Origin of the sequence: Larkinella sp. VNQ87 (assembly GCF_049445795.1) — a bacterium.
Classification (GTDB): domain Bacteria; phylum Bacteroidota; class Bacteroidia; order Cytophagales; family Spirosomataceae; genus Larkinella.
The window spans coordinates 44,537-63,726 of record NZ_JBMSDT010000012.1; the positions used below are offsets into that span (position 1 = coordinate 44,537).

Annotated in this window: 17 protein-coding genes; 7 read left to right on the forward strand and 10 right to left on the reverse strand. The window is 53.9% G+C overall.

The features are described from left to right. Positions 1 to 140: 140 nt before the first annotated feature. Complete coding sequence (locus ACO2Q8_RS20615) at positions 141 to 1,451, reverse strand: aminotransferase class I/II-fold pyridoxal phosphate-dependent enzyme (RefSeq protein ID WP_423346744.1); 1,311 nt, start codon at positions 1,449 to 1,451, stop codon at positions 141 to 143. 192 nt (positions 1,452 to 1,643) lie between these two features. Here ACO2Q8_RS20615 and ACO2Q8_RS20620 point away from each other — a divergent pair, with 192 nt between their 5' ends. From ACO2Q8_RS20620 to meaB, 7 genes are all read left to right on the forward strand, one after another. Then, a complete protein-coding gene (locus ACO2Q8_RS20620; protein ID WP_423346745.1) occupies positions 1,644 to 3,167 on the forward strand; it encodes an acetyl-CoA carboxylase biotin carboxylase subunit in 1,524 nt (507 codons plus the stop codon). 31 nt (positions 3,168 to 3,198) lie between these two features. Beyond that, positions 3,199 to 3,759: a hypothetical protein gene (locus tag ACO2Q8_RS20625; protein WP_423346746.1), complete on the forward strand. Its 561-nt coding sequence runs from the start codon at positions 3,199 to 3,201 to the stop codon at positions 3,757 to 3,759. Positions 3,760 to 3,891: 132 nt separating this feature from the next. Then, positions 3,892 to 4,551, forward strand: a complete 660-nt coding sequence (locus ACO2Q8_RS20630; protein ID WP_423346747.1) for a 3-keto-disaccharide hydrolase — start codon at positions 3,892 to 3,894, stop codon at positions 4,549 to 4,551. A gap of 174 nt (positions 4,552 to 4,725) precedes the next feature. Then, complete coding sequence (locus ACO2Q8_RS20635; protein WP_423346748.1) at positions 4,726 to 5,097, forward strand: hypothetical protein; 372 nt, start codon at positions 4,726 to 4,728, stop codon at positions 5,095 to 5,097. A gap of 191 nt (positions 5,098 to 5,288) precedes the next feature. Beyond that, the gene (gene queA / locus ACO2Q8_RS20640; RefSeq protein WP_423346749.1) at positions 5,289 to 6,332 is read left to right on the forward strand and encodes a tRNA preQ1(34) S-adenosylmethionine ribosyltransferase-isomerase QueA; all 1,044 of its coding nucleotides are present in this window, start codon (positions 5,289 to 5,291) and stop codon (positions 6,330 to 6,332) included. Positions 6,333 to 6,414: 82 nt separating this feature from the next. Then, positions 6,415 to 7,095, forward strand: a complete 681-nt coding sequence (locus ACO2Q8_RS20645) for a 2-C-methyl-D-erythritol 4-phosphate cytidylyltransferase (protein WP_423346750.1) — start codon at positions 6,415 to 6,417, stop codon at positions 7,093 to 7,095. 26 nt (positions 7,096 to 7,121) lie between these two features. Next, positions 7,122 to 8,105, forward strand: coding sequence for a methylmalonyl Co-A mutase-associated GTPase MeaB (gene meaB / locus ACO2Q8_RS20650; protein WP_423346751.1), 984 nt, complete (start codon positions 7,122 to 7,124; stop codon positions 8,103 to 8,105). Positions 8,106 to 8,170: 65 nt separating this feature from the next. On the opposite strand, the gene ACO2Q8_RS20655 is transcribed toward meaB, so the two are convergent. The 9 genes from ACO2Q8_RS20655 to ACO2Q8_RS20695 form a co-directional block, all read right to left on the reverse strand. After that, positions 8,171 to 9,139: an NAD-dependent epimerase/dehydratase family protein gene (locus tag ACO2Q8_RS20655; protein ID WP_423346752.1), complete on the reverse strand. Its 969-nt coding sequence runs from the start codon at positions 9,137 to 9,139 to the stop codon at positions 8,171 to 8,173. Next, entirely contained in the window at positions 9,136 to 10,011 is an 876-nt protein-coding gene (locus ACO2Q8_RS20660; protein WP_423346753.1) for a lysylphosphatidylglycerol synthase transmembrane domain-containing protein, read from the reverse strand. Before ACO2Q8_RS20660 ends, ACO2Q8_RS20655 begins: the two co-directional genes overlap by 4 nt. A 13-nt stretch (positions 10,012 to 10,024) precedes the next feature. Further along, positions 10,025 to 10,969, reverse strand: a complete 945-nt coding sequence (locus ACO2Q8_RS20665; RefSeq protein WP_423346754.1) for a glycosyltransferase family 2 protein — start codon at positions 10,967 to 10,969, stop codon at positions 10,025 to 10,027. Positions 10,970 to 10,975: 6 nt separating this feature from the next. Next, the gene (locus ACO2Q8_RS20670; RefSeq protein ID WP_423346755.1) at positions 10,976 to 12,622 is read right to left on the reverse strand and encodes an ArnT family glycosyltransferase; all 1,647 of its coding nucleotides are present in this window, start codon (positions 12,620 to 12,622) and stop codon (positions 10,976 to 10,978) included. Positions 12,623 to 12,733: 111 nt separating this feature from the next. Then, complete coding sequence (locus ACO2Q8_RS20675) at positions 12,734 to 13,102, reverse strand: hypothetical protein (protein WP_423346756.1); 369 nt, start codon at positions 13,100 to 13,102, stop codon at positions 12,734 to 12,736. Between the two features lie 43 nt (positions 13,103 to 13,145). After that, on the reverse strand, positions 13,146 to 13,631 hold the full coding sequence (locus ACO2Q8_RS20680; RefSeq protein ID WP_423346757.1) for a hypothetical protein: 486 nt from the start codon (positions 13,629 to 13,631) through the stop codon (positions 13,146 to 13,148). A 73-nt stretch (positions 13,632 to 13,704) separates the two neighbouring features. Continuing rightward, positions 13,705 to 14,094, reverse strand: coding sequence for a VOC family protein (locus ACO2Q8_RS20685; RefSeq protein ID WP_423346758.1), 390 nt, complete (start codon positions 14,092 to 14,094; stop codon positions 13,705 to 13,707). Between the two features lie 110 nt (positions 14,095 to 14,204). After that, the gene (locus ACO2Q8_RS20690) at positions 14,205 to 15,764 is read right to left on the reverse strand and encodes a RagB/SusD family nutrient uptake outer membrane protein (RefSeq protein ID WP_423346759.1); all 1,560 of its coding nucleotides are present in this window, start codon (positions 15,762 to 15,764) and stop codon (positions 14,205 to 14,207) included. Positions 15,765 to 15,887: 123 nt separating this feature from the next. Further along, on the reverse strand, positions 15,888 to 19,067 hold the full coding sequence (locus tag ACO2Q8_RS20695; RefSeq protein WP_423346760.1) for a SusC/RagA family TonB-linked outer membrane protein: 3,180 nt from the start codon (positions 19,065 to 19,067) through the stop codon (positions 15,888 to 15,890). Positions 19,068 to 19,190 lie beyond the last annotated feature (123 nt).

The following is a 19,190-nucleotide window of genomic DNA, read 5'->3' on the forward strand; positions in this document are numbered from 1 at the left end:
GTTTAAGTTGTGAAAAATGCCCTAAAACGCTCAAAAACCGCGTTTTTGACGAAATATACGCATTCTATCATTCAGCGCAAGAAAACCTCAAAAAAAATCGTTGGAAAAATCCAAATATTCCACAATTCCTTACTAAACGGTTACTCAGCCAGCGTTTTTGCCACATCAGCGGTCACTAAAGCCGCTTCAGCGGCTCCATTGAGGACATTTGACCGGTAATATCCCTGCTTGAGCTTTTCGGCAACTTCGCTGAAGGCATTCAGGGTGTATTCTACGTCCTCCAGCGAGTGAGCGGCTGTCGGAATAATCCGGAGCATGATGACGCCTTTCGGCACCACCGGGTACACCACAATCGAGCAGAAAATACCCCGGTTTTCGCGCAGGTCGCGCACCAGGGCGGTGGCTTCCGGAATGCCGCCTTCACTTTGCAGCAACACCGGCGTCACGGGCGAGGTCGTCTCGCCGATGTTCAGGCCGCGCGCCCGCAGACCGTCCTGCATCGCCCGTACGTTCTGCCAGAGTTTCTCGCGCAGTTCCGGATGTTTTTTAATTAATTCCAGCCGCTTCATCCCGCCCACGACGTACGGCATCGGCAGGGCCTTGGCGTACGTCTGTGACCGCATGTTGTATTTCAGATACATGATGATCTCGTGCGAACCGGCAATGAACGCCCCAATAGCCGCCATCGATTTGGCAAACGTCGAGAAATAAAGGTCGATGCCGTCCTGGCAGCCTTGCAATTCGCCGACGCCCGCGCCGGTTGCGCCCATCGTTCCAAAACCGTGCGCATCGTCGACCAGCAATTTGAATTCGTATTTTTCCTTCAGGGCCACGATCTCTTTCAGGATACCGACTTTGCCCGACATCCCGAACACGCCCTCGGTAATCACCAGAATACCGCCCCCTTTTTCGGCGGCTTTCTTCGTCGCCCGCTGTAAATTTTTCTCCAGACTCTCGACGTCGTTGTGGTTGAATTTGTAGTATTCGCCCAGTTTCGCTTTGTGCAACCGAATCCCGTCGATCAGACAGGCGTGGCACTCGGCATCGTAGACGATCACATCGCGGTGATCCACGACGGCTTCGATGGCCGACATGACGCCCTGGTATCCGTAATTCAGTAGAAATGCATCTTCTTTTCCGACAAACTCAGCCAGTTGACGCTCCAGTTCCTCGTGCAAATCCGAATTTCCCGACATCATCCGGGCACCCATCGGATAGGCCAGCCCCCATTCGGCAGCGGCTTCCGCATCGACTTTTCGAACTTCCGGATGATTGGCCAACCCCAGATAATTATTCAAACTCCAGTTCAGCATCTTCTTTCCCCGGAACGTCATGTGCGGCCCTAACTCACCTTCGAGCTTCGGAAATGCAAAATAATGGTGTGCGTTCAGCTCCCGCGATGACGAACCGATGGGTCCGAGGTTGGTGCGTAATTTCTCAAATAAATCCACTTTATTGCGTTATTTATTGGTTTATAATGAGTTTGTTAACCACATAAGTACAAAAGTAAATCAAATTCCGTCAATCGCCAAGCCGGGCCGGTTTTTAGAAATCCGGGGCAAATCCTAGGAGCGGGCCGCACGATGGCTATTTTTGCAAACATCGGTTGACGATTCGGTCGCCTGCCTGACAACCCCATACCCATGACGAAAATTCAGAAGCTTCTCGTTGCAAACCGGGGCGAAATTGCCCTGCGAATTATGCGGTCGGCCCGCGAGATGGGCATTCCGACGGTGGCCATTTACAGCGAAGCCGACCGCCAGTCGCCCCACGTCCGGTATGCTGACGAAGCCGTCTGCGTAGGCCCTGCGCCCTCGTCCGAGTCCTACCTGCGGATTGATGCGATCCTGGAAGCCTGTCAGAAAACCGGAGCCAACGCCATTCACCCCGGCTACGGTTTTTTGTCGGAGAATGCCGGTTTTGCCCGGGCCGTCCGGAATGCGGGGCTGATTTTTGTCGGGCCGTCGCCCGAATCGATCGAAATCATGGGCAGCAAACTGGCCGCCAAAGCCGCCGTGGCCGCTTACAATATTCCGATGGTGCCCGGAACGCCCGACGCCATCACCGACCGCGAAGCCGCCAAACAGACAGCCGCACGCATCGGCTACCCGATTCTGATCAAGGCCAGCGCGGGGGGCGGTGGCAAAGGCATGCGGATTGTCGAGCGGGAAGCCGATTTTGACGAGGGTATGGAGCGGGCCGTCAGCGAAGCGACTTCGGCCTTTGGCGACGGATCGGTTTTTATTGAAAAATACGTCACCTCGCCCCGGCACGTCGAAATTCAGGTGCTGGGCGACCAGCACGGGCACATCATTCACCTCTTCGAGCGCGAGTGTTCTATCCAACGCCGACACCAGAAAGTGGTCGAAGAAGCGCCCTCGTCGGTGCTGACGCCGGAGATCCGGGCCGAAATGGGGCGGTGCGCCGTGGAAGTGGCACGGGCCTGCGGCTATTACGGCGCTGGAACCGTGGAGTTCATCGTCGACGACCAGTTGAATTTCTATTTTCTGGAAATGAACACGCGCCTGCAGGTCGAACACCCCGTGACGGAGCAGATTACGGGCATCGATCTGGTAAAGCAAATGATTTACATTGCCGAAGGAAAACCGCTGGTGATCCGTCAGGAAGACTTAAAAATTCACGGTCACGCCATCGAAATCCGGGTCTACGCCGAAGATCCGGCCAATAATTTTCTGCCGGACGTCGGCACGCTCGAAACCTACGTCCGGCCGCAGGGCAACGGTATTCGGGTCGACGACGGTTTTGAGCAGGGCATGGCGATTCCGATTTATTACGACCCGATGATTGCCAAGCTCGTGACCACCGGAGCCACCCGTGCCGAAGCCATCGAGAAAATGATCCGGGCCATCGACGAATACCAGATTACGGGCGTGCAGACGACGCTGCCCTTCTGCCGATTTGTGATGAAGCACGAGGCTTTTCGCTCCGGGCAGTTCGACACCCATTTTGTCAACCATTATTTTACGCCCGATAAACTTATTCCGCCAACCGATTCGGAAGAAGGCCGGCAGGAAGCCCGGCTGGAAGCCCGGCTGGCGGCCGTGCTGGCGGCTTGGTTGTTTCAAAATAGCCAACCGAAACCGGAAAGCAATAGCACTGTGACCCAAGCCCAGCGCAGCAAGTGGCGGGAAAAGCGTTTCAGGTAAAGCGATCGTGACCCATCCAGAAGAATTATTTATGCAAAAAAACTGGACAGCATACCTGGAACTGGCCGCCCGCTATTACGTACTCGTGGTGCTCAATCTCTACGGCTGGGGCAAGATTATGGGCGGACAGTTTTACCGGCCCGGCCATTTTCCGGATAAAGTCGCGCAAATTCCATTAGCCGAAGCGAGCGGTTTTGATCTAACCTGGGCGTTTTTCGGTCACTCCCCGTTTTACATCTGGTTTATTGGCCTTTCTCAGGTCATCGGAGCGTGGTTGTTGGTAGCGCAGAAAACGAAGTTGCTGGGAGTTGCCATCCTGATTCCTGTTCTGCTGAATATCGTCGTGGTCGATAGTGCGTTCCAGATTTCGGCCGGGGCGTTGTCGGTTGCGGCATTCTGCCTGTTGCTTCTGCTGCTGATCCTGTTGCTAAATCAATCGACTTTGCGAGCGCTTTTCGAAATTCTCTGGCAACCCGCAGCTTCCGAAAAACAGACCGTTAAGGTTCAGATAACAAAAGTTTTCATCGTTTTAGGGCTAATTGCCTTGCTTTTCGGACTCCAAAGCTTCGTCGTCCTGTTAATAGGTGAGTAAATTGTTCGACAGCAGACGTGTGCCCTTCTTTTTTACTTTTACATTTGATATTTTACATTCTTCATTTTACATTATTTCTCTTCCCTCCCGTAACTTAGGGCCGGAAACTAAACTCCTTATTCCAACAAACCCATGAAAAACCTTTTGATTGTTGGCTGCCTGGCGGTTTTGCTGGGAGCCTGTTCCAAATCCTCAAGTCCGAAAAGTAGCAGTAAAGCAGGTAAAGACGGCTGGATCAGTCTGTTCGACGGGAAATCGCTCGATGGCTGGAAAGTGGGGAAAAACGCTGAATCGTTCAAGATCGAAGACGGTGCCATTGCGGTCAACGGCCAGGTGGCTCACCTGTTCTACGACGGCCCCGTTCAAAATCATGACTTCAAAAACTTCCAGTTCAAAGCGAAGGTCATGACGCTACCCGGATCGAACTCCGGCATGTACTTCCATACGCAGTACCAGGAGGCAAGCTGGCCGAGAAAAGGCTTTGAAGTTCAGGTGAATAACTCCCACACCGACTGGCGACGCACGGCCAGCCTGTACGCTATTCAGGACGTCAAAGAAACCTACGTCAAAGACAACGAGTGGTATACCGAAGAGATCATGGTGCAGGGCAAAAAGGTGACGATCAAAATCAACGATAAAGTCGTCAACGAATACACCGAACCGGACAACGTGGAGCGCTCCAAAGACATGGCCGAGCGTAAAATCAGCAGCGGCACCTTCGCCCTGCAAGCCCACGACCCCAAAAGCAAGGTCTACTTCAAAGACATCATGGTGAAAGTCCTACCGGATTGAGTTAAGAGTTAAGAATTAAGAGTTATGAGTTATGAGTTATGAGTTATGAGTTATGAGTTGGCTCCGCAGGAATAGAATGCGTCAGCCAACTCATAACTCTTAATTCTTAACTCTTAATTCAATAAACATCTTCCGCCGTCGGTGGTTTCTTAGGTACACAAACTGAGAAACAACATGCACCATTTTGAAACCCTGACGGAAGCGATGGAAAGCCTGCGCGAACGCGGCTATACGCACGATTTTAAGCCCAAACGGGACTATCTCGAAGAAAGCGGCTCCGGCTTGAAACTGAAAAGCGAAGAGATTAACGTCGATGAGTTTCACCGGTTTGAAGGCACTTCCGATCCCGGTGATGAAATGACCCTTTACGCTATTTCGACCACCAACGGTATGAAAGGCGTTTTTGTATCAGCCCAGGGAACGTACGCCAACGAGGTGACGCCCGAACTGATGCAGAAATTTTCAATCGCCGAACGACCCGAAACCAATACAGAAGGCTCCGTACAGCCTATTCACGCTATCGGTCTGGATACCAACCCGCAATAAGCAGCGAGCGTTTAGACAATATACTTGCAATCGCCCCCCCGCGCACTGTATATTTGCCGATAATCCGACTGCTGCCGCTGCATTTTTTCGAAAAATGCAGCGGTTTGCAACCGGTTCATCGTCAACTGCTAACTGTTTTTTTGCTAATTTTGCGCTCTTTTTAACGAGGAGCTCTTTGTAGACCGTACCGTATGAAGCTATCCGAATTCAGGTTTGACTTACCCCAAAGTCTGGTTGCCCTCTATCCGCCCGAACGGGGAGAAGCGCGATTGATGGTGGTTGATCGGAAAACCAAAACCATCGAACACAAACAATTCTCCGACATCATTTCGTATTTCGATGACGGCGATGTCATGGTGATCAACAACACCAAGGTGTTTCCCGCGCGGCTTTATGGCAACAAGGAAAAAACCGGTGCGAAAATTGAAGTGTTCCTGCTGCGCGAACTCAATCGTGAGATGCGCCTGTGGGACGTTCTTGTCGATCCGGCCCGGAAAATCCGGGTGGGGAACAAACTGTATTTCGGAGATAGCGACCTGGTGGCAGAGGTGATCGATAACACCACGTCACGCGGCCGGACGATCCGGTTTTTGTTCGAAGGCTCGCATGAAGAGTTCATGAAGGCCATCGATGAGCTGGGCGAAACCCCCCTGCCGCGCGAAATCAAACGGAAAACCGAAGATGCTGACCGCGACCGGTACCAGACCATTTTTGCCCAGCACGTCGGCGCCGTAGCCGCCCCGACCGCCGGGATGCACTTCACGAAAACCATTATGAAGCGCATGGAAATCAAGGGCATCCACTTTGCACCGATCACGCTGCACGTTGGTTTGGGCACTTTCCGGACGGTAGACGTGGAAGATCTGACGAAGCACAAAACCGATTCGGAAAATTATTCCATCACGGAACCAGCCGCCGATATTGTGAATGACGCACTGGACAAAGGCAAGCGGGTCTGCGCCATCGGCACCACGTCGCTAAAAGCCATCGAATCGTCGGTGTCGGCCAATGGTCGGCTGAAACCGGTTGATGGCTGGACCGACCGGTTTATTTTTCCGCCCTACGATTTCAAGATTGCCAACGCGCTGCTGACCAATTTTCACCTGCCCGAGTCGATTCTGATCATGATGACGAGCGCATTTGGTGGGTATGACCTGGTCAAACATGCTTATGAAGTTGCCATTCAGGAGAAATACAAGTTCTTCAGCTATGGCGACGCGATGTTGATTCTGTAACATCAGACAAGAGACGATAGACAAGAGACAAAAGACCGGGGAACAGTCTTTTGTCTCTTGTCTTTTCTCTTTACGCTCTTTCATGAAAAACCGCTACGCCATTATCGTCGCCGGGGGAAGCGGCAGTCGGATGGGTCTGGACCGACCGAAGCAGTTTTTGCCCATTGGCGGATTGCCGACCTTGATGCACACCATCCGGCAGTTTCGTGTTTATTCGGCTGACCTACAGATCATTCTCGTGTTACCATTGGCTCAAATTCCGGTTTGGGAAACACTCTGCCAGCAGTACCGGTTTGAAGAACCGGTGACCATGGTGCCGGGTGGTGCCAGCCGGTTTCAGTCGGTTCGGAACGGGCTGGGGCAGATTCCGGACGCCGACGGGCTGGTGGCCGTTCACGATGGGGTTCGCCCGTTTATTTCCCCTGAGATTATTCACAACAGTTTCGAAACCGCCGACCGAACCGGTAGCGCCGTCACCTGCGTACCGCTGAAAGATTCGGCCCGGCTGGTGCACCCCGACGGGAGCAGCCAGGCCGTCGACCGAAGCCTCTACCGGCTGGTGCAAACGCCCCAGACATTTCAATTACCGCTTTTTCGGCACGCTTTTCAGGCCGACGAACAGCCTTTTTTCACCGATTGCGCTAGCGTGGTCGAATACGCCGGGTATCCGATTACGCTCATCGATGGTTCGTACGATAACATCAAAATCACGACGCCGGAAGACCTGGACATTGCGGAACAGAAACTCCGTCCGAATCTCTGACAGCTTCTCAGGAATCAGAAATCGCCATGCGCCGACTCCCGCCCGACTACTACATTGCCGGTATTCGCTCCGGTGACCGGCTAGTTCTCAGTCGGGCTATAACGCTGGTCGAGAGTCAGTTGGAAAGCGATCAGGATTTAGCCCTGGAAATTTTGAAACAAGTCTTACCGGAAACCGGGCACTCCATTCGCGTCGGAATTACAGGCGTGCCGGGGGTGGGAAAAAGTACATTTATCGAAGCCTTCGGGAAACACCTCACGGCCCTGGGAAAAAAAGTGGCCGTGCTCGCCATCGACCCGACCAGCCAGCGCTCGCACGGGAGCATCCTGGGCGACAAAACCCGGATGGAAACCCTCTCGACCGATCCGCTGGCCTACATCCGGCCCAGCCCGTCGGGCGGTTCGCTGGGGGGCGTGGCCAACAAAACGCGGGAAACGATGCTGTTGTGTGAAGCCGCCGGTTTTGAAATTATTTTGATTGAAACCGTCGGCGTGGGCCAATCCGAAACATTGGTACACGGGATGGTCGATTTCTTTCTGCTCCTGATGCTGGCCGGTGCGGGTGACGAATTGCAGGGCCTAAAGCGCGGCATCATGGAACTGGCCGACGCCATCGCCATCACGAAAGCTGATGGCGACAATGCCGCTGCCGCCGACCGCGCCCGGATTGACTACCAGAATGCCCTGCACCTCTTCCCCCCAACCACATCCAACTGGATATTACCGGTACTGACCTGCTCGGCACTCCAAAACCGGGGCATCCCTGAACTCTGGCAGATCATCACCGACCACCAAAACCGCCTGACCCACAGCGGCCACCGCGACCAGAACCGCCAACAACAAAACCTCAACTGGCTGTACAGCACGATCCGGCAACAGTTGGAAAGCCGGTTTTATCAGCAACCCGGCATGCCTGAACGATTGACGGAGTTGGAGGAAGCCGTACGAAAAGGCGAATTGCTGCCGTTGCAGGCCGCCCGGCAGTTGTTGGATTTACCCCCAACCCCCTAAAGGGGGCTGAAACATCCGGATTTCGAAAGCCCGGCACCGGCCTTTAGGGGGTTGGGGTAAAATCATCAGTGCGGAACCAAGCCGGTATTTTGTTTGGCGAGGTACCAATCGACAAACCGCTGAATACCGTCTTCAATCCGAACGGCGGGCTGATAACCAATTAGTTGAGCGGCTTTCTCAATACTGGCGTACGTCTGCTGCACATCGCCGGGTTGCATCGGCTGGCGGTCGATCAGGGCGGTTTGCCCGACGGCCCGCTCGATGACTTGAACCAGACCGGCCAGCGAAATCGGGTCCGAACCACCGATGTTCAGCACCTCGTAGCCTTGCAGATTATTCAATGACTGAATAATTCCGTTGACAATATCGGTAACATAGGTGTAATCCCGCGCCGTCGAACCGTCGCCGAAAACCGTAATCGGCTTGCCGTTCAGGATGTTGTCGGTAAACTGGCTAATGGCCATTTCCGGACGCTGGTGCGGACCGTAAACCGTGAAAAACCGCAGGCAGAAAATATCGAAACCGTAGAGGTGATGGAAGGTATGACAAAGTAATTCGGCCGCTCGTTTGGAAGCCGCATAGGGCGATAGCGGTTTATCAGCCGTATCGTTCTCGGCAAACGGTACGCGGGGCGAATCGCCGTAGACCGAGGAAGAAGAGGCATAGACCATTTTCTGAACGCCCGACCGCTGCATGGCCTGCAACAACGTTAATGTACCGTTGACGTTGACATCGTAATATAGCGCCGGGTCCTGCACCGACGGCCGAACGCCCGCCCGGGCTGCCAGATGAATAACAGCCTCAAAACCGTACGTCTGAAACAGCGTATTCACCAGTTCAGTATCGCGAATGTCGCCTTGATGAAACTGGTAAGCCGGGTTACTCAGGCTGGTCTGTACGTTGCTCCACTTGATATCCGGATCGTAATACGTATCCAGGTTATCCAGACACACGACCTGATGGCCTTCTGCCAAAAGTTGCTGGCCCAGGTTCGACCCAATAAAACCGGCTCCTCCCGTCAGTAAAATAGTCATGAACTCAATTCTTTTGTCAATGATGATGATCGAAAACTAAACACGAGCCCGGTCAGCGAAACGGCTGCCGTGATCAAATAAAATAACAAACTGACCGAAACAGCCGCATCGGCGGGCAGTTTCAGCAGTTCAGCACCCAGCAAAAAGGTCAGTTCCCGCGCGCCTGCTCCGCCTATCGTGAACGGAATCGTGGCGACCACCGAGGAAATCAGAAAGATAAGCAAGTAAGCTTCGGAGCTTCCCGAAGCTTCTACCGCCCGCAACAACGCTAGAATCTGCCCCATCTGAAAGCCTTGCACCAGAATCGACCAACCGACCGAGCGTTCAAAAACCGGGTAAAACTGCGGCATCAGCCACTTTGTTACAACCCTGGTAATCAGATGAATAATGGGAACAGCCATCAGCCAAAGCCAACCTACCGGAAACCCGATCCACCCCGACACTTCGGGCACCAGCACGGCAAAAACGATCGTAGCATAGCCCAGCGGCAGCAACCCGATCAAGCGGTCGATCAGCGTAGCCCCTACGAGCGGTTTAACCGGGATTCCGGTCAATCGGTTCAAAAGATACACTTTATACCCATCTCCTCCAATGCCACCAGGCAGGAAAAGATTATAATACATCCCTAGCCAGTACAATTTTAGGTTAGGAATCCAGCGCATATTCAGACCAATCTGCCCAAATAAGAGCCGCAACCGCTCGGCTGACGCCACTTTTGACAAAATAAACAGAGCCGTAGCCACCAACAGCCAACCCACTTGCACCCGCGACAGCACGTTCCAAACCCGCTCGGGCTCTATTTTGCGGAACACCAGCCACAACGATAGGGCCGACAAGCCAATTTTAAGGGCGGTTTTCAGGTACTTTGGCATCGACGACCGCGTTTCAGGACAGGGCCGACTGGTAAATCCGGCGGATTTTGTACGGTTTTTTGTCCTGCGATTCGTAATACGTTCGCATTTGCAGTTCGGTCATGATGCCGAAGGTAATCAACTGAATACCAGCCAAGACCAGCATCGTTCCGAGAATCAGCAACGGACGTCCCCATATGTCGTGACCCAATAACTTCAGAACAAACAAATAAGCATTGATCAACAAGCCCAGTGCCAGCGCCATCAAGCCCCAATTGCCAAACAGGTGCATCGGTTTGCGGAGGTATTTTTTCATGAACAGCATCAGAATCAGGTCACTGACCACTTTCAGCGTGCGGCCCAGGCCGTATTTTGACTGCCCGATTCGGCGCGGGTGGTGCTTCACATCGACCTGCGTCATGCGCGCACCCTCCAGCCGGGCCAAAACTGGAATAAACCGGTGCAGTTCGCCGTACAAACCGAGGCTTTTCGCCAGATCGCCCCGGAACACCTTCAGGGCACAACCATAATCTTTCAGATGAACGCCGGAAGTCTGCCGGATGATCCAGTTGGCGATGCGGCTCGGCAATTTTCGCAATAACGCGCCGTCCTGGCGGTTGGCCCGAATCCCGGCCACGAGGTCGTAATCGCCTTCTTCGGCCAGCCGGAGCATCATCGGAATATCGCTGGGGTCATTTTGTAAATCGCCGTCCATCGTGATGATGTACTGACCACGCGCTACATCGATCCCGGCCGCCAGGGCCAGGCTTTGCCCATAGTTGGTCTGCAAATCGACCACAACCAGCCGCTCGTTGTGCACGGATTTCAGTTCGGCCAGCGTCCGGTCGGAGGAGCCGTCGTTGACGTAAACAATCTCAAAATCATAGCCGATCAAGGCCCGCTCGACCTGATCGATCATCGGAAAAATATTGCCCTCTTCGTTGTAGACGCAGATGACGATAGAAAGGTACGGTTGCATACAAAATTATTTCGCGGTGGGAACGGCCTCGAAGCGAACCAGTTTGGCCGGATGCCTGTCAAACAAGTTAAAGTCGGAAAGAGTTTGGTACCGCTCCCCGGCCAGCGTGGCCGAGTCGCCGATGTAGAGGGCATTGGGCAGTTTGCGGTCGGTTTTTCGGAGAATTTCGTTCCGCACCACTTCGATGTGGAAGCTGTTTACGTCGGTTTGCCCGTCGCTGCCGATGGTCTGTTTATAGCCGTACAGCGGTTTGCCGAGCGACTGCCGGGCGATGCGTTCCGACGAATCCTTGTATTCCTGCCGGTGGGCCAGCCGGGGTGGAACCACCAGCCAGTTGAAGCCGTTTCGGAACATCGTCAGAAACGCAATCAGGATAATCAGCCGGTGTTCGGGTTGTCGAATGTAGTGATACGAAATAAACGAAAGCCCCACGAACATCAAACCGCACTTCCACCACAAACCCGGAATGGATTGGGTATCGGGGTAAAACAGCGGCACCCAGGCTCCCAGCGTCACGACGACTAGCACCACCCCCAACAATGTTTCCCAGCCCCGGCGTCGCCAGTCGGTCGGCGAGGTTCGTTCGTAATATACGTAGGCAAAAACCGTGAAAAGTAAGGGCAGTAACATAAGCAGATACCGGGCGTAGACCTGTGGGGATGACCAGTAAATGACGAAGTTGACCGCAAACACAACGGCATTGAACAGCACAAACGGCTGTCCGGCAATAAGCGGCTTTTCGGTTTCAGAAGCGGTTTTTTTCCAACGGAAAACGCCATTTCGAAAGAGCAGCACCACCATCAGCATCCAGGGCGCGTAGTGGTAGAGCATTTCAAACGGGAAGGTTAGCAGGTGCAGCAGCGTCTCCCAGATACCGAACTGAACGACGGTCCGTTTGGCACTTTCATCGAACAGAACCGACATTATCTTTTCGGGCGGAATGGCGTTGCGGTTAAAATACGCCACGTAATAACTCCCTATGATTAGCAGAAACAGGCCGATCCCGGCAAAATGGGCGGGACTGAATAACCGGCGAAACTGTTTGGTGTACAGAAAATAGGCCAGCAACGTCAGGCTCTGAAAGACCAGCGAGGGCAGGCCCTTCATCAGAAAACCGAGGGCGGTCAACAGGTAGGTACTCAGAAACAATGCCCAATAGTTGCGCTTCTGATCAAACCGGTAAACCAGAATAAAAGCCGCGTAGGTCAGCCAGGAGAAGGTGGTATCAATCAGTCCCAACATCGAATCGTACAATAAAATCCGGGTGTTGGTAACCAGCATCAGGGCGGAGGCAAAGGCAATTCGGGGGCCGAGATACGGTTTTACGAGTACATAAATTGTCAATCCGTACAGGAGCAGGGAAACCGCCATCGGGAAGCGTAGCGCAAACGAGGAATAGTTGCCGAACAGGTGAAACGAAACCGCGATGAGCCAGTTGTAGAGGGGCGGTTTGTTGAAATACAACTCCCCGTTCAGCGTTGGCGTGAGGTAATCGCCCGACAGAATCATCTCCAGCGCCACCAGCGCCCGGCGGGGCTCGTCGCTCCCGGTATCAAGCGGCAGATAGCCCAGGTACGAAAAAAGAGCGGGAATCAGCAGCGCAATGCTAAGAACTTGCCAGAAAACCGGTCGCCGGAAAAGAGGAGTATTCATTCCGCAAAGGTAGGACGGATTTGCAATTGGTCGACGTCAGCCGGTGGGAATAATAGCCGTTCAACAAAAAAGCCCACACGAGGTGGGCTTTAAAAAATGCAAATCCAGCGATTAGGAGTGTCCACGTTCTTCATGGATGGGATCTTCCGTATCCCGGTTCCAGTCGGCTCCTGGCACGCGGTCTTCGTGCCACTTCGATCCGGTCAGGCCACCGTCTTCATCGCGGGCCAGGTTCTGATCCGAGACTTCTACCCTATCCGTGACGTCATCGTTTGTCCGGGAATCAGCGCTTTCTTCAACCGGCAGAATATCATTTACATCGATATCATTAGAATCATTGGATTCCGAAGGCAGCAAATCGCCCGGCTGTTCGGTTTTCGACAACTGGCTCTGTTCGGGTGCCACACCCATTGTATTGCCCATCCGTTGGCGGGCGTACGATTCAGTACTTTCTTTCCGTGAATTGCTTGACAAGCTCATAACGTTGTTGAGTTAAGTCAGGGGATTTCTCCCGTAACGTAGGTTAATAAACTGGTTTGTGTTCGGTCGATGTGCCGGTATGGGCGACATCCTCTTCAGTCTGCTCCTGGTCCTGCTGATCACTGCTCCGGCTGGTTGTTGCTTTCGCTCCTTCCTCATCCTTCTCTTTAGCCTCTTCCTGAGCCTCCGGCGCCGGTACGTCCTCATTGGAGGCATAATCGTCGGGGCCGTGCGTGGTGACATCTACCGTCGAGGTATTGGTTTTCGAACCAGAAGCCGCCACGTTGTTCATGCCCTCTTCCGTTACATCGTCGGCCAGCCCGCTATCGCTGTCATCCCGGTCGTTGAACCGGAGCACGCCGTTGGCCCCATCCATATCGGTGCTACCCATAAACCGGTCGTTCCGGCCATCTTCGCCGTCGTGGATCTCGCGGCTATCCATGGCATTGGCCGAATCTTCCTGTTCCGGCCGGTTGCGATTATCGATCGCTGCCCGGTCTTCTTCATTTATTCCTGTATCCTTTTCCATACCGTTGGTGTGTTGAGGTAGTTACCACTCATTTATAACTACACCGCCCGGAAAAGGTTATGAAATAGTGATTTTAGGCCGGCCCGATCAAATCCCACAAATTCCCGTACAAGTCCTCAAAAACCGCCACGGTTCCGTAGGGTTCGCGGCTGGGATCACGAACAAAGACTACCTCGTTGGCAATGAGTGTTTGATAATCCCGCCAGAAGTCGTCGGTGTGCAGGAACAGAAAAACCCGCCCGCCAGTCTGGTTGCCCACCCGGCTTTTCTGCAAGTCGTTGGCCGCTTTGGCCAGCAACAACCGGCAGCCCGTCGAACCCGGTGGCGCCACGACCACCCACCGTTTGGTTTCTGATAAGACGGTATCTTCGATAAGGGTAAAACTGAGTTTTTGGGTATAAAAAGCAATCGCTTCATCGTACTCATCAACGACCAATGCGATCTGAGCAAGTTCCTGTTTCATAAATGATAAAGGGTAAATAAAGCGGCAAAGAACGGGAATCGCCGGTTTTTGAAAAAAGAAAAGCCGCCCCGGTTTTGGCTGGGGCGGCTTTTTAAAATAGGCAAAACGACTTAGTTCGGATAACCCGGGTTTTGCGGTTTGAGGTTGGGGTTGTTCAACATCTCCTGCTTACCCAGCGGCAGCAACAGGTGTTTCTCCTGCAATGCCTGGTTGGAGCTTAAGTTTACGTGGCCCACGAAGTTGTCGAAGCCATTGGTTTTCTCGTTGTACACTTTCCGCAACCGCACCATGTCAAACCAGGTGATCTGCTCATAGCACAGTTCGTGCCAGCGCTCCCGCCAAACGGCTTCCCGGAAGGTGGCCTGCGTGAAGGTACCCAGGGCCGGAGTGGTCAACTGCGCCCGATCCCGAATCCGCTTCATGGCATCGTAAGCCGCCTGCGTCGGTCCACCTACTTCGTTTTGGGCTTCGGCATAGATCAGCAGCGTTTCGGCGTAGCGAATAACCGGTACGTTCAGGTTGTTCTGACGCGTTCCGGCCACACCCGACGTTCCGTTGGCCGTGCGGTTGAAGTGCTTGAACACATACGGGGCACCCAGTTCAAACCGAGCTCCGTTGCCGTTGGTAAAGTAGGTCGTGTAGAAATACCCATCCTGATCCTTGGCGCGCAGATCGCCTTTTTCGTAGGAGTCATAGAACGAACGCGTGGGTACCGAGCTGCCCGTTCCCGACGGCCCGTTGAAGGTCACCGGCTTGAAGTTAGGGTAAAAGTTATCCATCGGGTTACCGGCCACCAGCGTGTTGTACTGCAGCATGAACAGGTGTTCCAGCCGGTTTTCGGTGCTCTCGCGATGTACGTCCTCGTAGGTCGTAAACAGGTTGATCGTCGTCGGGTTCGCGTTGGCGTAGGTAATGACTTCCAGCGCTTTGTCGGCAGCCAGTTTGTAGTGCGTAGCGCCTTTGCTCAGCGGGAAGCCAGCCATCGTCAGGTACACTTTCGCCAGCAGGGTTTTGGTGGCTGCCAGGTTCACCCGACCGCTCACGTCCATCCAGGCCAGCCCGGCGGCTTCGGCCGCTTTCAGGTCCTCCACAATGAGGTTGTAGATCTCCTCTTTGGGAGCACGGCCCGGCTGAAAGTCTTCCGACGTTGCCGTTTGCGGCTGGGTAATCAGGGGAGCATCTCCCCATAACTGCACGATCATAAAATAGGCCCAGGCCCGCAGGAAGCGCGCTTCGCCAAGAATCTTGGTTTTCTGGGCTTCCGGCATCGGATTGATGGCCGGAACTTTGTCAAGAACCTGGTTGGCCTGTGCCACCACTTTATACAAGCCGTTCCAGTAGTTGACGACGTGCGCCGTATTCCCATCGTGAACCAGACCGTAGAGGTTGTTCAAGTCGGAGTTCTGGGCGGTTTCCGTGGTTGAGGTACCGGTTAGGGCTTCGAGCAATTGCCAGTTCGAGGAGAAAATCCCGGCCCCATCGCCCATAAACCGCAGGTCGGCATACACCGAAGCCAGAGCCGCTTCCGCGTGGTCGGGGATGGTATAGAAGTTGTCAGGGGTCAGGTTGGACGGTGCCTGCTCTTCCAGGAAGTCCGAACACCCGACCGGTCCCAGCAGGATGGCACCCAACAGCGCCACCTTGCTCATTTTACTAAGCATATGTTTCATTGCGTGAAATGTCTCTTTTTACTTGAAAATGTAAGGTTTTTAGTACCCGATTGGGGGCTAGCCGCTGCCTGATCAGCCTCGGTTATTCACCGCAAACCGACTACTGTAAACCGATTTACTCAATTACAGACCGATCTGAATACCAAACATCCAGGTAGTCGGCTTCGGATAGTTGTGCCAGATCATCCCTTGTGAGAAGGCACTGTTGCCATCCCCCTGGTTGGTCGGCGTTACTTCCGGGTCACCCACGATCGGATCATCCACCAGCAGGAAGAAGTTCTGCACCGTTGCGTAAGCCCGCAGGCGGTTCAGTTTCAGTTTGCTCGTTACATTGCCCGGGAACGTGTAACCGAACAACAGGTTCCGGCCCCGCAGGAACGAACCGTCTTTGATCCAGTGGCTGTCGACGTTGGTGACGTAACCGGCCCGCGTATCCCGGATTTCGGCAATCATCGTGTTCTGGTTCTGCGGAGTCCAGGCGTTCAACACCGAAGTATAGCTGTTGGCCAGCGCCTGGCGGTCTTCGCTCGGGTGCAGGTTCATCAGCATGACATCGTTTCCAAACATAAACTGCATCTCAAACGTCAGGTCGAAGTTTTTGTAGCGCAGGTTGTTCGTAAACGCCCCCCAACCTTTCGGGCTACCATTCCCGATGATGCTCCGGTCGGCATCCGTGATAGCGCGGTCTCCGTTCACATCCAGGTACTTGATGTCACCCGGCAGAATCGTTAGACCATTCCGGTAGCTGGTAAACCGGGCCGCTTCTTCGCGTTCCGCTTCGCTCCAGGTTCCCAGACGAGTCAGCCCCCAGAATGAACCCACCGGCTCGCCGATCCGAATGATGTTGGTCGGGTTGGTGAAGTTCGGCCCACCGACGTTGAAGATGTCCGAAGGCGTTGCCAGTGACAACACTTTGTTGCGGTTGAACGAGATGTTGAAGGTCGAGTTCCACTGGAAGCCGCCCGCATCAATGTTCACCGTATTCAGGGCAAATTCAAACCCTTTGTTTTCCATCGAACCGACGTTCCGGCGAATCGTGGCATAGCCACTCGTGCGCGGTACCGGAGCATCGAGCAGCATGTCGGTCGTCTTGCGGTAGTAGTAGTCAGCTTCCAGGTTGATGCGGCCTTTCAGCAAACCGATTTCCACCCCAACGTCGGTCTGAGCGGTTTTTTCCCACCGCAGATCCGGGTTGGCCAACCGGCTGATCCCCGTACCGGCCACGCGGGCATCTCCATAGATCGTCGCATAGTTGGAGCTTAACAAGGAGAGCGAGGTGTAAGGCGGAATTTCCGAGTTCCCCGTCAAGCCGTAGCTAGTCCGGAACTTCAGGTTCGAGATGATGGCGTTGCCTTTCAGGAATTCTTCTTCCGATGCCCGCCAGGCCAGGGCCGCCGAGGGGAAGAAGGCAAATTTGTTGTTTGCCCCGAATTTCGACGAACCATCGGCCCGGCCCGTCACCGTCAGGAGGTATTTCTCCATCAGGTTGTAGTTGATCCGACCGAAGTACGAATTAAACGAGAAGCTCGATGCACCTGAACCAACAGACGGGTTGGTAGCCCCGGCACCCAGGTTGTTGTAAAGGAAGTAGTCCGTCGCGAAGTTATTGACACTGGCGTTGATACTGAAGATATCGGTTTGCTGCCATGAAATCCCCAACAGGGCATTGATCGAGTGTTTCTCGTTGATCTGCTTGTTGTACGTCAGGTAGTTTTCAAACGACCAGAAGGTTTCTTTCCGGTTGCTGGCCGACGCGTTTCCGTTACCGCCGATGTTCAGCGTCCGGGTTTGCGACTGGTTGTTTTCCTGCGTCATGACGTTGGCACCCAGGATGGTACGCATTTCCAGTCCCGGCATAAACGTGATGTTCGATGACAGACTACCCAGGGTTGTCTGCGTGTTCAGAATGTATTTCCGACCCATCAACCGGTGGTACGAGCTCATCGTTCCTTCCGCGTACGGATAATCGCGGTTATTGGCGAACGTACCATCTTCATACCGTACGGGCAGGAACGGAAAGTCTTCCACGATCTGACGCGCCACGGCATCGTTGATATCGACCAGGTTTTCGGTCTGGTTGTTGTAGCTCAGCGTACCGCTCACTTTCAACCATTTTTTCACCTGATCGTCCACCGTAAATCGGCCCGAATACCGCTTCATGTACGAAGTTTTGATCAAACCCTGATCATCGCGGTAACCCAGCGAAACGGAGTACTGCGTCCGTTCGTTACCGCCACTGAAGCCTAGTTGATGGTTTTGCGATAGTTTGTTCTGGGTGGTTTCTTCCAGCCAGTTCGTATCGAATTTCGGGCTGCCATCCGGATTCCAGACGCGCGGGTCAACCCGGCGCAGTTTAGGGTTCAGGTAGGCCCATTTGCCCGCAGCCCAGCCAACCGGGTCATATTTCGCCATGTTGGCCCAGGCCAGGTCCTCCACCTGGATGTATTGTTGCGAATTCAATACTTGTGGACGGTTTGGCCCGATGGTATTCACGCTGAAGTCAGCGTTGTAGGTAACGGACCCTTCACCGGCTTTCCCTTTTTTCGTCGTCACAAGAATTACCCCGTTGGCACCCCGCGCTCCGTAGATGGCCGTCGACGAAGCATCTTTCAGGACTTCGACCGATACAATGTCGTTCGGGTTGATGTAGTCGATGGCCGACGAAAACTGGTTCTGGTTCCCTTGCGGCAGCATCACGCCGTCGACTACGTAGAGCGGGTTGTTCGACGAGTTGATGGAGCTGAAACCGCGAACGCGAATCGTGGTCCGACCACCAGGCCGACCCGAGTTGGTGTTCACCTGCACGCCCGGCATCCGGCCCGACAGCGCCTGGGTCAGCGAAGCCGCCGGACGCTCTTTCAGTTCGGCTTCCCGAACCGAGCCTACGGCACCGGTCAAGTCGCTTTTCTTGGCCGTACCGTAACCGATAACAACGATCTCTTCCAGGACTTTATCGTCGGTTTTCAGGCTGATATTGACAGTAGCCTGGGTTCCGACGTTCACCTCCTGTGACAGATACCCTACGAACGAAAACACAAGCGTACCGCCGTTATCGGGTACATCGATTCGGTAACCCCCATTGGCGTCGGTTACCGTACCGCGCTGGGTTCCTTTCAAAACAATGCTAACCCCCGGCAAAGGTGAATTAGCTTCATCCGTAACCTTACCGGTTACAGTCCGTTCCACCGCAACGGTGGCCAGCGCTTTTCTGGAAGACAGACCCCCATTCGGGGCATTTTCGGCAAAGGTCAGGTTGGCGCAGGAGACAGCCAGCAGCACTTGCGGAATGGATAGTCTCATCATCCTGCCAAGCCGGGCTTGTGGTAGTAAGAGTTTCACCATAAAATTTCGGAGCCGTTGAGACGGCGGTTAGTTAATAGATTGGTAGAAATAGTTGGAAGGAAACGCGATTTTTTTTTGTAAATC